The sequence below is a fragment of the Pseudomonas sp. 2995-1 genome, from assembly GCF_002742505.1.
Classification (GTDB): Bacteria; Pseudomonadota; Gammaproteobacteria; order Pseudomonadales; family Pseudomonadaceae; genus Aquipseudomonas; species Aquipseudomonas sivasensis.
The window spans coordinates 12,181-27,115 of sequence record NZ_LJSA01000529.1; the positions used below are offsets into that span (position 1 = coordinate 12,181).

At 60.0% G+C, this 14,935-nt stretch carries 12 protein-coding genes and 1 tRNA gene; 2 read left to right on the forward strand and 11 right to left on the reverse strand.

Annotated features, from left to right (window positions below; genetic code table 11):
• Positions 1-132 precede the first annotated feature (132 nt).
• From AOA61_RS27405 to leuC, 6 genes are all read right to left on the reverse strand, one after another.
• Positions 133-1,143, reverse strand: a complete 1,011-nt coding sequence (locus AOA61_RS27405) for an aspartate-semialdehyde dehydrogenase (RefSeq protein ID WP_099603139.1) — start codon at positions 1,141-1,143, stop codon at positions 133-135.
• A gap of 248 nt (positions 1,144-1,391) precedes the next feature.
• On the reverse strand, positions 1,392-2,504 hold the full coding sequence (asd, locus tag AOA61_RS27410) for an aspartate-semialdehyde dehydrogenase (RefSeq protein WP_032888280.1): 1,113 nt from the start codon (positions 2,502-2,504) through the stop codon (positions 1,392-1,394).
• 64 nt (positions 2,505-2,568) lie between these two features.
• Positions 2,569-3,651 carry a 3-isopropylmalate dehydrogenase gene (gene leuB / locus AOA61_RS27415; RefSeq protein ID WP_017530190.1) on the reverse strand — a complete coding sequence of 361 codons (1,083 nt, stop codon included), beginning with the start codon at positions 3,649-3,651 and terminating at the stop codon, positions 2,569-2,571.
• Positions 3,652-3,703: 52 nt separating this feature from the next.
• Positions 3,704-4,468, reverse strand: coding sequence for a class I SAM-dependent methyltransferase (locus AOA61_RS27420; RefSeq protein ID WP_099603140.1), 765 nt, complete (start codon positions 4,466-4,468; stop codon positions 3,704-3,706).
• A gap of 128 nt (positions 4,469-4,596) precedes the next feature.
• Complete coding sequence (gene leuD, locus AOA61_RS27425; protein WP_099603141.1) at positions 4,597-5,241, reverse strand: 3-isopropylmalate dehydratase small subunit; 645 nt, start codon at positions 5,239-5,241, stop codon at positions 4,597-4,599.
• A 10-nt stretch (positions 5,242-5,251) separates the two neighbouring features.
• Entirely contained in the window at positions 5,252-6,670 is a 1,419-nt protein-coding gene (gene leuC / locus AOA61_RS27430) for a 3-isopropylmalate dehydratase large subunit (RefSeq protein WP_053128838.1), read from the reverse strand.
• Between the two features lie 139 nt (positions 6,671-6,809).
• Between leuC and AOA61_RS27435 the strand changes: the two genes are divergently transcribed.
• On the forward strand, positions 6,810-7,700 hold the full coding sequence (locus AOA61_RS27435; protein WP_032888291.1) for a LysR family transcriptional regulator: 891 nt from the start codon (positions 6,810-6,812) through the stop codon (positions 7,698-7,700).
• 66 nt (positions 7,701-7,766) lie between these two features.
• Positions 7,767-11,045 (forward strand): EAL domain-containing protein, encoded by a 3,279-nt coding sequence (locus AOA61_RS27440; protein WP_099603142.1) that lies wholly within the window; start codon positions 7,767-7,769, stop codon positions 11,043-11,045.
• A gap of 749 nt (positions 11,046-11,794) precedes the next feature.
• Here AOA61_RS27440 and AOA61_RS27445 read toward each other — a convergent pair.
• The 5 genes from AOA61_RS27445 to AOA61_RS27465 form a co-directional block, all read right to left on the reverse strand.
• A complete protein-coding gene (locus AOA61_RS27445; protein WP_032888297.1) occupies positions 11,795-12,754 on the reverse strand; it encodes a tRNA-dihydrouridine synthase in 960 nt (319 codons plus the stop codon).
• A gap of 55 nt (positions 12,755-12,809) precedes the next feature.
• Positions 12,810-13,244, reverse strand: coding sequence for a thioesterase family protein (locus AOA61_RS27450; RefSeq protein ID WP_033901813.1), 435 nt, complete (start codon positions 13,242-13,244; stop codon positions 12,810-12,812).
• 41 nt (positions 13,245-13,285) lie between these two features.
• Complete coding sequence (locus AOA61_RS27455) at positions 13,286-14,119, reverse strand: alpha/beta hydrolase (RefSeq protein WP_099603143.1); 834 nt, start codon at positions 14,117-14,119, stop codon at positions 13,286-13,288.
• 16 nt (positions 14,120-14,135) lie between these two features.
• Positions 14,136-14,675, reverse strand: coding sequence for a TetR/AcrR family transcriptional regulator (locus tag AOA61_RS27460; protein ID WP_032888304.1), 540 nt, complete (start codon positions 14,673-14,675; stop codon positions 14,136-14,138).
• 183 nt (positions 14,676-14,858) lie between these two features.
• Positions 14,859-14,934 (reverse strand) — tRNA-Glu (locus tag AOA61_RS27465).
• Position 14,935: the final 1 nt, after the last annotated feature.

Below are 14,935 nucleotides of genomic sequence, written 5' to 3' on the forward strand. Positions count from 1 at the left end.
CCTGCGAGAAGGTTGGTAACCGCTTGCCATAAGGCATGGCGAGCCGATAGGTTACCGACACGCTTCTGTTGCACTTCGGGCCAAGCATAGCGCCTGGCTAGAATCAATCTACAAATTGCGGCCAAGTATCTTTTACGCAAGGCCTTTTATCAACAACTGCGCCAGTTGCACGGCGTTAAGTGCAGCGCCTTTGCGTACGTTATCTGACGTCAGCCACAGATTTAGTTCCGCCGGGTCATCCACACCGGCGCGAACCCTGCCGACATAGACCACGTCCTGGCCTACCGCATCACCAACGGCTGTTGGGTAATCCCCCTCCTCCACGAGTTCTATACCCGGCGCAGCGTCGAGCGCACGGTTGACCGCAGCAAGGTCGACCGGCGCAGCCAATTGCAACGACACCGTCAGGCTATCGCCAAAAAACACCGGAGCTTGAACGCAGGTCGCAGAAATCTTTAGTGACGGTAATTCAAGCACAGCACGCAGTTCGTGTACGAGACGCTTCTCAAGGGCTGTATGACCTTGGGCATCTGGCGTGCCGACTTGTGCCAACAGGTTGAAGGCCATTTGCCGGTCGAAGAATTTCGGCTCCAGCGGGCGTACGTTTAGCAGCTCGGCGGTCTGACGGGCCAGTTCGCTGACGGCTTCACGTCTTTGAGCAGACACCGCCAGGTTAGCCGTGACGCTGACGCGCTGGATATCCAGCAGCCCACGCAACGGCGCCAGCAATACCGCCAGGTTGGTCGCGGACGGGCTCGGGCTGCCGAGCTGGAACGGTTTTTTCAAGCCCTTCAGGACGTGGGCATTGGCCTCTGGCACGACCTGTGGCGCCTGTTCGGCGGGCAATGCACCGGACAGGTCGATCACCGAACAACCCGCCGCCGTGGCACGTGGGGCGAAGCTCAGGGTGACGGCTGGACCGGCGGCAAAGAACGCCAGTTGCACCTTGCTGAAATCGAATTCATCAACTTCCTTGACCCGCACGTTCTTGCCGCGAAACGGTACCGACGCACCGGCGGAATTATTGCCGGCCAACAAGTACAGGGTGCCGACCGGGAATGCCAACTCTTCGAGAATCTGCACCAGGGCTTCGCCAACAGTGCCGGTGGCGCCGATCACGGCAATTTCAAAGGTCTGGGTCATGGGGGCTGCCTCGGGCATTGCGGGGGGAGCGGCACTTTACCGGGTGGCTGGAGGTGAGGCAATTAACCTGGGGGTGGGGCCATGGCTGACGGCGCTATCGGGGCAAGCCACCGCCCACGATGAACAGCATTTCAACGTTGGAATTCGGTCGAATGTGGGAGGCGGCTTGCCCCCGAAAGCCTCCGAAAGAACAATAAAAAACCCGCGCCTGTCACCAGAACGCGGGTTTCTATTATTGCTTCAAGCGATCAACGCTCCAGCAAAATCCGCAGCATGCGGCGCAACGGCTCAGCCGCGCCCCACAGCAGTTGGTCGCCGACGGTAAACGCGCCGAGGAACTGGCTGCCCATGTTCAGCTTGCGCAGACGGCCCACCGGTACATTCAGGGTGCCAGTGACCTTGGTCGGGCTCAGCTCCTGCATGCTGATGTCGCGGTTGTTCGGCACCAGCTTGACCCACGGGTTGTGCTGGCTGATCAACCCTTCGATATCGGCGATTGGCACGTCTTTGTTCAGCTTGATGGTCAGCGCCTGGCTGTGGCAGCGCATGGCGCCGATGCGCACGCAGATGCCGTCAACCGGGATCGGGCTCTTGAAACGGCCGAGAATCTTGTTGGTCTCGGCCTGGGCCTTCCACTCTTCGCGGCTCTGGCCGTTCGGCAGCTCTTTGTCGATCCATGGGATCAAGCTACCGGCCAATGGCACGCCGAAGTTCTCGGTCGGGTAGGCATCGCTGCGCATGGCTTCGGCCACACGACGGTCAATGTCGAGGATTGCACTGGCCGGGTCGGCCAGTTGATCGGCGACGGCCGCGTGGGTGGCGCCCATCTGCTTGATCAGCTCACGCATGTTCTGCGCGCCGGCACCGGAGGCCGCCTGATAGGTCATGGCGCTCATCCACTCGACCAGACCCGCTTCGAACAGGCCACCCAGGCCCATCAGCATCAGGCTGACGGTGCAGTTGCCACCGACGTAGTTCTTGGTGCCGGCATCCAGTTGCTGGTCGATGACCTTGCGGTTGACCGGGTCGAGGATGATCACGGCATCGTCCTGCATACGCAGGCTCGACGCGGCGTCGATCCAGTAACCCTGCCAGCCCGCTTCGCGCAGTTTCGGGAAGACTTCGCTGGTGTAGTCGCCACCCTGGCAGGTCACGATCACGTCGAGCGTCTTCAACTCGTCAATGCTGTAGGCATCCTTGAGCGGGGCAATATCCTTGCCCACGGACGGCCCTTGGCCACCCACGTTCGAGGTGGTGAAAAACACCGGCTCAATAAGATCGAAATCCTGCTCTTCCAGCATCCGCTGCATGAGCACGGAACCGACCATACCGCGCCAACCGATCAGACCTACACGTTTCATCGCAACTACACCTTGTTAAAAAGTGGGCCGTCTTGCAGCAACAACTGCAAGCGGGCCGGAGAGATTACAGATTCCGCAGCGCGGCGACTACTGCGTCGCCCATTTCTTGCGTACCGACTTTGGTGCAACCCTGCGACCAGATGTCACCGGTGCGCAAACCCTGATCCAGCACCAGGCTTACGGCCTTCTCGATCGCGTCCGCCGCATCGCTCAGGTTGAAGCTGTAACGCAGCATCATCGAGACCGACAAAATGGTCGCCAGCGGGTTGGCAATGCCCTGGCCCGCAATGTCCGGCGCCGAACCGTGGCAAGGCTCGTACATGCCCTTGTTGTTGGTGTCCAGCGACGCCGAAGGCAGCATGCCGATAGAGCCGGTGAGCATCGACGCCTGGTCGGACAGGATGTCGCCGAACAGGTTGTCGGTGACGATCACGTCGAATTGCTTCGGCGCGCGCACCAGTTGCATGGCGGCGTTGTCCACGTACATGTGGCTCAGTTCGACATCCGGGTAGTCCTTGGCCACTTCCTCGACGATTTCGCGCCACAGTTGGCTGGAGGCCAGTACGTTGGCCTTATCCACCGAGCAGACTTTCTTGCCGCGCACGCGGGCCATGTCGAAACCGACACGGGCGATACGGCGGATTTCGCTCTCGCTATACGGCAGGGTGTCGTAGGCCTGGCGCTCGCCATTTTCCAGTTCGCGCACGCCGCGTGGCGAGCCGAAGTAGATGCCGCCGGTCAACTCACGCACGATCAGAATATCGAGACCAGCCACCACTTCCGGCTTCAGGCTCGACGCGTCGGCCAGTTGCGGGTAGAGGATCGCCGGGCGCAGATTGCCGAACAGGCCCAGTTGCGCGCGGATCTTCAGCAGGCCGCGCTCAGGGCGGATGTCACGTTCGATTTTGTCCCACTTCGGACCACCCACGGCGCCGAGCAGCACAGCATCGGCAGCACGGGCGCGGTCCAGGGTTTCATCGGCCAGTGGCACGCCGTGTTTGTCGATGGCGGCGCCGCCGATCACGTCGTGGCTCAGCTCGAACCCCAGGCTGTACTTGCTGTTGGCGAGTTCCAGTACTTTGACCGCTTCGGCCATGATTTCCGGACCAATACCGTCGCCAGGGAGAATCAGAATCTGCTTGCTCATGGGTTCCTCATTTCATCGAGCGACCTGCCCGTGGGCAGGTCGGGAAAATTAATCAGCGTTCGGCCCATACCACGAGCACATCGGTGCTGAAGGTGCCGTCGGCTTGAATCTCGTAGTAATCGCGCACTTCCTGGCCCATCGCCTGCTGCAACTCCAGGATCGCGGCGCGCAGCACTTGCGGTGTACGCATACGTTCGACCCACGAGGTGTATTCCAGGCGCAGGCGCTGGCGGCTGCTGTTGCGTACATGCAAACCGGCGTCGCTGAGCTGACGCATCCACTCGGCGGCGGAGTAATCGCGCACGTGACTGGTGTCGCGCAGCACCTCGACGGTCTGCAGGTAAGTGTCCAACAGCGGACTACCCGGTGACAACACGTCAACAAAGGCCGCCACGCCGCCCGGCTTGAGCACGCGGCGCACTTCACGCAGGGCCAGGCCAAGGTCACTCCAGTGGTGGGCCGAGTAGCGGCTGAACACGAAGTCGAACTCGCCATCGGCGAACGGCAGGCGCTCGGCGGCGCCATTTACGGTGCTGATATTGGTGAAGCCGCGATCTTGCGCAGCGGCAGCCACCACATCAAGCATCTGCTGGGCCAGGTCATAGGCCACCACTTCCTTGACCAGCGGCGCCACATTGAAGCTCACATGACCGGCACCGCAACCGAGATCCAGCAGTCGCGCACTGCCCTGCCCGGCCAGTTCTGCCTGCAGCAGCGCGAATTCTGTGCCCTGGGCGTGCACGGCACTGCTCAGGTAGGCAGACGCCTGTTCGCCGAATTGTTTTTGCACGACTTGGGTGTGGGCGGTGTTGGTCATGGTGGCATCCTTCAAGGGTTGCGTTGCTAGTACCGGCCCTATCGGGGGCAAGCCCCCTCCCACAGGGGAACGCATTCCAAATGTGGGAGGGGCTTGCCTCCGATGAGGCCGGTCCTGCCTATATCAATTTAGGCGTCGCGAAACAGCCAAGGCTGGCTCGCTCGGTGCTTGGCTTCAAACGCCGCAATCGCATCACCGTCCTGCAAGGTCAGGCCGATATCGTCCAGGCCGTTGATCAGGCAGTGTTTACGGAAGGCGTCCACCTCAAAGTGGTACACCTTGCCGTCCGGACTGGTCACGGTTTGCGCAGCGAGGTCGACGGTCAACTGGTAGCCCACATCGGCTTCCACTTGCTTGAACAGCTCGTCGACTTCTTCGTCAGTCAAGATGATCGGCAACAGGCCGTTCTTGAAGCTGTTGTTGAAGAAGATGTCGGCATAGCTCGGCGCGATGATGCTGCGAAAGCCATATTCTTCCAGGGCCCACGGCGCGTGCTCGCGGCTGGAACCGCACCCGAAGTTTTCCCGGGCCAGCAACACGCTGGCGCCTTGGTAGCGTTCGGCGTTAAGCACGAAGTCCTTGTTCAGCGGGCGCTTGGAGTTGTCCTGGTAGGCGTAGCCCACGTCCAGGTAGCGCCACTCGTCGAACAGGTTAGGGCCGAAACCGGTGCGCTTGATCGACTTCAAAAACTGCTTGGGGATGATCTGGTCGGTGTCCACGTTGGCACGGTCCAACGGCGCGACAAGACCTGTGTGTTGGGTAAAAGCTCTCATCGGGTATTCCTCAGATCAATTCGCGAACGTCGATGAAACGACCGTTGACGGCAGCGGCGGCGGCCATGGCCGGGCTCACCAGGTGGGTACGGCCACCGGCGCCCTGACGCCCTTCGAAGTTACGGTTGGAGGTCGACGCGCAATGCTCGCCCGACTCCAGGCGGTCCGGGTTCATCGCCAGGCACATTGAGCAGCCCGGCTCGCGCCATTCAAAACCGGCTTCGAGGAAGATCTTGTCCAGGCCTTCGGCTTCAGCCTGGGCTTTAACCAAGCCTGAGCCCGGAACCACGATGGCCTGCTTGATGGTCGAGGCGACCTTGCGCCCCTTGGCGATCACCGCCGCAGCGCGCAGGTCTTCGATCCGCGAGTTGGTGCAGGAACCGATAAACACGCGATCCAACTGGATGTCGGTGATTGCCTGGTTGGCCTTCAAGCCCATGTACTTCAAGGCGCGCTCGATGGAACCGCGCTTGACCAGGTCGGCTTCCTGAGCCGGGTCCGGCACGTTCTGGTCGACGGCCAGGACCATTTCCGGCGAAGTACCCCAGCTGACTTGCGGCTTGATCTGGGCAGCGTCGAGTTCGACCACGGTATCGAACACCGCATCAGCGTCGGAGACCAGGTCTTTCCAGGCTTCGACGGCGGCATCCCAATCGGCACCAGCCGGTGCGAAAGGACGACCCTTGACGTATTCGACGGTCTTTTCATCCGCCGCCACCATGCCCACGCGGGCACCGGCTTCGATGGACATGTTGCAGATGGTCATGCGGCCTTCGATGGAGAGGTCGCGAATGGCGCTGCCGGCGAATTCGATGGCATGGCCGTTACCGCCAGCGGTGCCGATCTTGCCGATCACAGCGAGGACGATGTCCTTGGCGGTGACGCCAAACGGCAACTTGCCTTCGACGCGCACCAGCATGTTCTTCATTTTCTTGGCAACCAGGCACTGGGTGGCGAACACGTGCTCGACCTCCGAGGTGCCGATACCGTGAGCCAGAGCGCCGAAGGCACCGTGGGTCGACGTGTGGGAGTCACCGCAAACCACGGTCATGCCTGGCAAGGTGGCGCCCTGCTCCGGGCCGATCACATGGACGATGCCTTGACGCACATCATTCATCTTGAATTCGGTGATGCCATATTCATCGCAGTAATCATCAAGGGTCTGCACCTGCAACCGCGACACAGTGTCGACGATGGCGTCGATGCCGCCCTTGCGCTCCGGGGTGGTCGGTACGTTGTGGTCCGGGGTGGCGATGATCGAGTCGACGCGCCAAGGCTTGCGCCCGGCCAGTCGCAGGCCTTCGAACGCTTGGGGCGAGGTCACTTCATGGATGATGTGACGGTCGATATAGATCAGCGACGACCCATCATCGCGCCGTTTCACTTCATGGGAATCCCAAAGCTTGTCGTAAAGCGTTTTGCCGGCCATCAGTCGGTCCTCATCAGCGGTATTTCATTCGCCGGGCTTTTCAATAACCCTTTGGCTTGTGAGGCTGATGGTATGGCGCTACATTAAATAACTCAAATTCATATTTTTTATGCTTTGGATTACCAACTGGAATACAACAATGGACTTGGCCAACCTCAATGCCTTTATCGCCATCGCCGAGATCGGCAGCTTCTCCGGCGCTGGAGAACGCCTGCACTTGACCCAACCGGCCATCAGCAAACGTATCGCCGGCCTGGAACAGCAATTGAAGGTGCGACTGTTTGATCGCCTGGGCCGTGAAGTCGGCCTGACCGAGGCCGGACGCGCCTTGCTGCCGCGCGCTTACCAGATTCTCAATGTGCTGGACGACACCCGCCGCGCCCTCACCAACCTTACCGGCGAGGTCAGCGGGCGGCTCACATTAGCCACCAGCCACCATATAGGCCTGCATCGCCTGCCGCCTATCCTGCGAACCTTTACACGGGAATACCCGAACGTGGCGCTGGATATTCAATTTCTCGATTCTGAAGTGGCCTACGAAGAAATCCTCCATGGCCGCGCTGAAGTGGCAGTGATCACCCTGGCGCCCGATCCCCACAACCTGGTGCGCGCCACGCCAGTGTGGGACGACCCGCTGGACTTTGTGGTGGCGCCGGAGCATAGCCTGATCAGCAACGGCTCCATCAGCCTGGCTGATATTGCCGGCCATCCGGCGGTTTTCCCTGGCGGCAACACGTTTACCCACCATATTGTCAGCCGGTTGTTCGAGGCCCAAGGCCTTACCCCGAACATCGCGATGAGTACTAACTACTTGGAAACTATCAAAATGATGGTGTCTATCGGCCTGGCCTGGAGCGTGTTGCCGCGCACCATGCTCGATGATCAGGTGGCAAGTATCGCTTTGCCAGGCATACAACTCAGTCGCCAGCTAGGCTATATCGTGCACACCGAAAGGACGCTGTCGAATGCTGCGCGGGCTTTCATGAGCCTATTGGACGCACAGATGGATTTGCCAGGGATACCGGCATGACACTGTGCGGCCTCGGGTTCTGAGTAAAACCGTGCTGTTTGCCCATCGAATCAAGGCCCTTTGATAATGCGCAACCCCGTCGACCCCGTGCCACCCCTACCCCGCATTTACGCGCTGGACCCTCAACAGGCGGAACAAAGCTGGGAGAGCGCGCCACAACTGCTGGCAGCCCTTAATGCTGCGCGGCTGGGCGCATGGTGCTGGGAAATAGACACCGGCCGCATAAGTTGGTCACGGGGCACCCAGGCGTTGTTTGGTTTTGATCCGCGCCAACCGCTGCCCCAGGACCTGGACTACCTTGACTTGCTGGCCCAGTCGGATCGCGCCCGAGTGGTACGGGCTTTTCACGCCGTACTGGCCGGCGAGCCGCTTGAGCAGGCCATGCATCACCGCATCCAATGGCCTGACGGCAGCTTTCACTGGCTGGAAATCAACGGCAGCCTGCAGCCGGACAAAACCGGTCGGCGCCGCATGATCGGGGTGATCCGCGAGGTTACCCACCAGCGTGAACGTGAAAACGCCCTCGGGCACTCCGAAAAACGCTTCGCCACGCTGTTTCACCTGTGCCCGAACATGGTACTGCTGACGCGCCGGGCCGACGGCCTGATCAGCGAAGCCAACCAGTATTTCGAAATGCTCTTCGGCTGGCCCTTGGGCGATGCCATCGGCCGCACGACCCTGGAACTGGGCCTGTGGCGCCACCCGGAGCAACGCGCACAATTGGTCAAGGCCACGCAGCGCAAGGGCGAGCCCATTACCATGGAGGTGCAGTTTTGCGCCAGCAACGGCCAAGTCCACAATGGCACGCTCAGCGCGCAAAAAGTCGAGTTGGAGGGTGAGGCCTATCTGATCAGCACCTTCCTCGACACCACCGAACGCAAAAATGCAGAGCAGGCGCTCAAGGACAGTCAGGAGCGCCTCGACCTGGCGCTGGACTCGGCACAACTGGGCACTTGGGACTGGCACATTCCCAGCGGCATGCTCTATGGCTCGGCGCGCGCAGCCCAATTGCACGGTCTGCCGTCCGAACCGTTCCACGAATCCTTCGACGCCTTTTTCGAAGGCATGCCCAACGAGGAACGGGACAACATGCGCAACGCCTACCGCACCCTGCGCGAAGGCCCTGCCGGAAACTACCAACTGACCTACCGCGTGGCCATGGAAGATGGCAGCTCGCGCTACCTGGAAAGCCGTGCTCGCCTGTACCGCGACGAGCGAGGTTTACCCCTGCGCATGGCCGGCACGCTGCTCGATATCACAGACCAAGTTGAGCGCGAACAACGCCTGAGCGCCTCCGAAGAAAAATTCGCCAGCCTGTTCCAGGCCAGCCCCGACCCGATCTGCGTCACAGGCCTGGAGAGTGGCGCCTTTATCGAGATCAATCCGGCCTTTACCCAAACCTTTGGCTGGAGCGCTGCCGAGGTAATCGACAAGAGCGCTGACCAGATCGGCCTATGGGATGATTCCAGTCAGCGCCTGGAGCGTATCGAGCGGGTCATTCGCGAGCAGTCGTTGAGCAACGTGGCCGTGGTGGTGCATCACAAGAATGGCCATAGCCTGACCTGCATGATTTCCAGCCGCCTGATCAAGGTCGGAGATCAAGCGTGCATCGTTACGACGTTGCGCGATATCACCCAACAACAGCGCTCCGAGGCCGCGCTGAAGGCCAGCGAGGAGAAATTCGCCAAGGCCTTCCATTCCAGCCCTGACGCGATTTCCATCACCGAGCGCGACACCGGCCGCTATGTGGAGGTCAACGATGGCTTCTGCCGCCTGACCGGCTTGCGAGCTGAAGAAGCTATTGGCCTGACTTTTTATCAGATCGGCATCTGGGCCGATGAGAACCAACGCTCGGCGCTGTTGGCCGAGTTGCAGATCAAGGGCCGCATTCACCACCTGGAAATGCTCTGGCACAACAAACGCGGTGAAGTGCTGGCAGTAGAAGTCTCGGTCGAGCCCATCACCCTGAATGAAACCCCGTGCCTGCTGTTGACCGCGCGGGACGTGAGCCTGCTGAAAAACGCCCAGGCGCAGATCCGCCATCTGGCCTACCACGACCCGCTGACCAACCTGCCCAACCGTGCGCTGTTGATGGACCGCCTGAGCCAGCAGATCGCCCTGCTCAAACGCCATAACCTACGCGGCGCGCTGCTGTTCCTCGATCTTGACCACTTCAAGCACATCAATGACTCCTTGGGCCATCCGGTCGGCGACACCGTGCTGAAAATCGTCACCGCGCGGCTGGAAGCCAGCGTGCGCATGGAAGACACCGTGGCGCGCCTGGGTGGCGATGAATTCGTGGTGCTGCTCAGCGGCCTGGATGGCTCGCGCCAGGAAGTCAGCAATCAGGTGCAGGAACTGGCCGACACCCTGCGTGAATTGCTTTCGGAGCCGATGTTCCTGGACGGGCACAGATTGCAGGTCACGCCGAGCATTGGCGTGGCGTTGATTCCCGATCACGGCTCCACACCGGCCGACCTGCTCAAGCGCGCCGACATTGCCCTTTACCGCGCCAAGGACTCAGGGCGCAACACCACGCAGATGTTTCACAACAGCATGCAAAAAGCCGCCAGCGAACGCCTGCGCATGGAAACCGACCTGCGCCTGGCCCTGGCGCGCGGCGAATTCAGCGTTCATTACCAACCCCAGGTGGATGCGCGCGGTAACAAGATCGTCGGTGCGGAGGCACTGGTGCGTTGGCAGCACCCACAATTGGGTGCGCAGTCACCGTCGGAATTTATCAAGGTGCTGGAAGACAGCGGCCTGATCCTTGAAGTGGGCACCTGGATCCATGATGAGGCCTGCGCCGCCTTTGGGCAACTGATCAAAGAAGGCTTGGTGGACCCGCTGAATTTCAGTCTATGCGTGAATATCAGCCCCCGGCAGTTTCGCCAGAACGATTTCGTGGAACGGGTGGAGCACAGCCTTAAGCAGCATTCCTTGCCCTGCAGCCTTCTGAAACTGGAAATCACCGAAGGTATCGTGATCCAGAACCTGGATGACACCGTCAACAAGATGCGCCGCCTGAAGAAGCTCGGCGTGAGCTTTGCGATGGATGACTTTGGCACCGGTTACTCTTCACTGACATACCTCAAGCGCCTGCCGGTGGACGCGCTGAAGATCGATCAGTCGTTTGTGCGAGACGCGACCCATGATCCAAACGACGCGGAAATCATCAGGGCGATCGTGGCGATGGCTCGCAGTTTGAATCTGGAGGTGATTGCCGAGGGTGTGGAGACCCCCGAGCAACTGGCATTCCTGCAAGCGTTGGGGTGTCATCTGTATCAAGGGTTCATTTACAGCAGGCCGCTACCGCTGAAAGAGTTCAGGCAATTGCTGATATAACTATTAAATAGTCGACTGCTACTTTCATGACGAACAGCGACAGTCGATTATTTTTCAGGCCAACGCCAATACATTAATCAATTGCTAAAACATTACGCTTTAAAAAACGACTTCAATCCGCTCATGGCCCCACCCACCTTTTCAAACATCGAAGCAGCAAGTGAACCACCGATACTAACCGCACCGGAAATCGCCAACCCGACCGGACCTAATAACGGCGCCGCCAGACTTATCAGCGGACTAAGTGCTTTTACTACTCCCCCCAACACCTTACCAATCCCACTGAAAACACTGCCGACTTTGTCAAAGACTTTTCCGAAAAAGCTGCCAATCTTGGAAAAAAAACTCTGCTTCTTCGGGGCTGGCTTACAAGGCCTGCAAAGCTTTGGCGGGGCTGGCTTGCAGGGTACACAGTATGTTGGCGGGGGCGGGTTATAACACCCAAACCGGATGCCGCAACCAGGGCCTGAGGCACGGATGGGCAACGTCGCACTGGAGCCGCAGTTAGGGGAGTAAACGGAATTAACGCCATAGGTACGGCTCACAACTGGATCACGCATAAGAATTTTAGTCCTATATTTATCCGAGTTAAGACGGCAGATAGCAGCAATACAGAAGACCAGTATTTTTTACGCACTAACTACCTGACGCCCAACCCTTACGTGGCCATCCCCCCAAAAAAGTTCCTTGATCAATGCCAACCGCTCACGTTGAATTTGTCATACAGCCCGAATGACTTACATCAACATTTAAAGCACGTCAGGATGACTCATACCCAATAGACAACTTACCTGCCGCACATCCGTCTCGCGACGAAGGGCGGTAAACAGTTCCACCGCCTGCGGGTAATTACGCGTTAACATCGCCAACCATTGTTTCAATCGGCCAGGCGCCTGTTTTTCAGTCAGTTGCGCTACCGACTGGGTCCAGAACTCGCGGAGCATGGGCTGCATCTCTGCCCACGTCATTTCGACCACTTCCTCGCCTGCGCGCGCTGCTGCAATCTGCCGCGCCAGGTCAGGGCGCGCCACCAGGCCACGGCCAAGCATGATGTCCTCTACGCCGCTGATCTCCCGACAGCGGCGCCAGTCTTCGACGCTCCAGATATCGCCATTAGCGAACACCGGCACCTTGACCACGTCCTGGACTCGCGGGATCCACTCCCAATGAGCCGGCGGCTTGTAACCATCGGCCTTGGTACGCGCATGCACCACGATATGCGCCGCACCGCCTTCGGCCAGGGCCGTGGCGCACACCAGCGCGCCATCCGGGCTATCGAAGCCCAGGCGCATCTTGGCAGTCACCGGGATATGGGCAGGCACCGCACGCCGCACGTGTTCAACGATCTGGTTGAGCAACTCCGGTTCCTTGAGCAGCACGGCACCGCCTCGGGACTTGTTGACGGTCTTGGCCGGGCAGCCAAAGTTCAGATCGATCACTTGCGAACCCAGCTCACAGGCCAGTGCGGCATTCTCCGCAAGGCACACAGGATCGGAACCGAGCAATTGCACGCGCAAGGGCACGCCCGCAGCGGTGTGGGCACCGTGCAGCAGCTCTGGAGCAAGTTTGTGGAAGTACGCCGGGGTCAGCAGGCGGTCGTTGACGCGGATAAACTCGGTCACGCACCAGTCAATACCGCCCACACGGGTCAACACGTCCCGCAGGATGTTGTCGACCAACCCTTCCATGGGCGCCAAAGCAATTTGCATGGAAAACACTCAACAAAAATCGTGGCGCAGTTTACTGGGTTTCCTACCGCAACCGTTAACCCCCTGTCAGGGCGGGGCCATAGCCATCGAGAAACTCGGCCGGCATGCGCTTGGGCTTGCCCGTGGACAGTTCGATGCAGACGAAGGTGGTTTGCGCGCGCAGAAGGGTCGCACCGTCACGCGGGCGGACCAGTTGAAAGCGGCGGGTCATCTTCAGACGCTGGTCCCAATCGACGATCCAGGTGGCCAGTTGCAGCTCGTCGCCTTCGTAGCCTGCCGCCAGGTAATCGATCTCATGGCGCACCACCGCCATGGCGCGGTCCAGACGGCGATACTCGGTCAGGTCCAGCCCCAAACGCTGGGAATGACGCCAGGCACAGCGCTCCAGCCAGGACACGTACACCGCATTATTTGCGTGCCCCAGGCCGTCGATATCCTCAGGGGCGACCTGCAGGTCAATGATAAACGGCGTTGCCAAATCCCAGCCCATGCCTTGCTCCCAGTCGATTAATGGCGGCGGGAGGCAGTGTATCAGGCGCTTTGCCGCGCCTGTAGACGACAACCCGCTAACAGCTCCAGCACGCCATCGATCACCCGCGGATCGGCCAGTACTTTCTGGTGGCCGCCTTGTTCCAGGCGCAGCAGGCGGCTGTCGAACCAGGCTTCGTGAATGGTTTGGGAGGCGTTGACGGGGACAAAGGTATCGTCTTCAGCGTGCACGATCAGCCCGGGAATATTCATTTGATAGTGGGCCACATCCAAATGCTTGAGTGGCATTCCGAATGTTTGCTCCACCTCCTGAATAAACACCGAACGCGCCTTCGCTGGCAAACCGACCATTTGGGTAAAACCACGCAGTACATCCAGGAAACGCGACGGTGCAGCGATACTGACCAGCGCCTGGGTACGCAACCCCAACTGCACCGCCAACATTGCACTGGCGCCCCCCATGGAATGGCCGACCACTGCATGCAGGGGCGGCAACTCGGCCGCCGCCTCCAGCATGGCGCGAGCAAACAGCAGCACATGGGCCTCACGCCCCGGTGAGCGGCCATGGGCAGGCCCGTCCAGAGCAATCACGGAGTAGCCGTTGTCGACTAAGGCGGTGATCAGACTGGCAAACTGGGTTGGCCGGCCCTCCCAGCCGTGCATCAACAAAACTGCCGGACCCTGCCCCCAGCGCAGGGCCGACAAGCCAAAGCGCAAGGTGATGCGCTCCGATTGCGCCAGCAGCGGTAACTCCCAGTCACGGGGCGGCAGGTCGCGGGGCGTCATGAAGGCTCGACGCATCTTGTTGGCCACCGTGTGCGGCGCCAGGTACCCCAGCGTGCCGTTGAAGCGACGAATCCAGGTTAACGCGCCCATTCTGCGAGCCCTCTTCCTATCGCACAGCCGACTTGGCAGCGCGCAACACTCGGTCCGACAGCTCACCCGGCCCCAAGGCGCGGGCCAAGGCCAGGCCACCGATCATTAATGCCATATCGGCTAAGGCCTTGTCGGTGTCTTCAGGGCTTGCGGCAAGCTGAGCAGCCATCAACTCGACATGTTCGCTCAGCGCGTCGCGAAAGGCGTCCGGCAGGCGAGCCATCTCCCCTACAGTCGCTGGAATCGGGCAGGCCTGCGCGGTGGAGTCGCGATGCTTGCGCGAGAGGTAAAACGCCGCAACCAACCCCCTGCGTTCTTCTCCGGTCAACTGCGCGTCCATATCGTCAATGGAGGCGCGACGCCTTGCCAGCAGCTGCGTAAAGGCCTCCAGCATCAACGCATCCTTGCTTTCAAAGTGCGCGTAGAAGCCGCCGACGGTCAGCCCCGCCGCGCCCATGACTTCACCGACACTCGGCTCGGCCGGGCCGCGCTGGATCAACGCGGCGCTGGCGGCCTGCAGAATGCGTTCGCGGGTTTGCGCTTTTTTATCGTTCATCAAAGCCTCCGACTCTCATGGGTTGAATATTATTATCATAATAATATTTAGCAAGCGACAGTCATGACCACTGGTCAGAACAGGAAGAAAGGAGGTGATGAGAGAAGTGGTCAAACGCCAGACAAACAAAAGGGCCATTCAATAATTGAATGACCCTTAAAAATCCCGCAGAGCGGGTAATCGTGGCGTCCCCTAGGGGACTCGAACCCCTGTTACCGCCGTGAAAGGGCGGTGTCCTAGGCCACTAGACGAAGGGGACA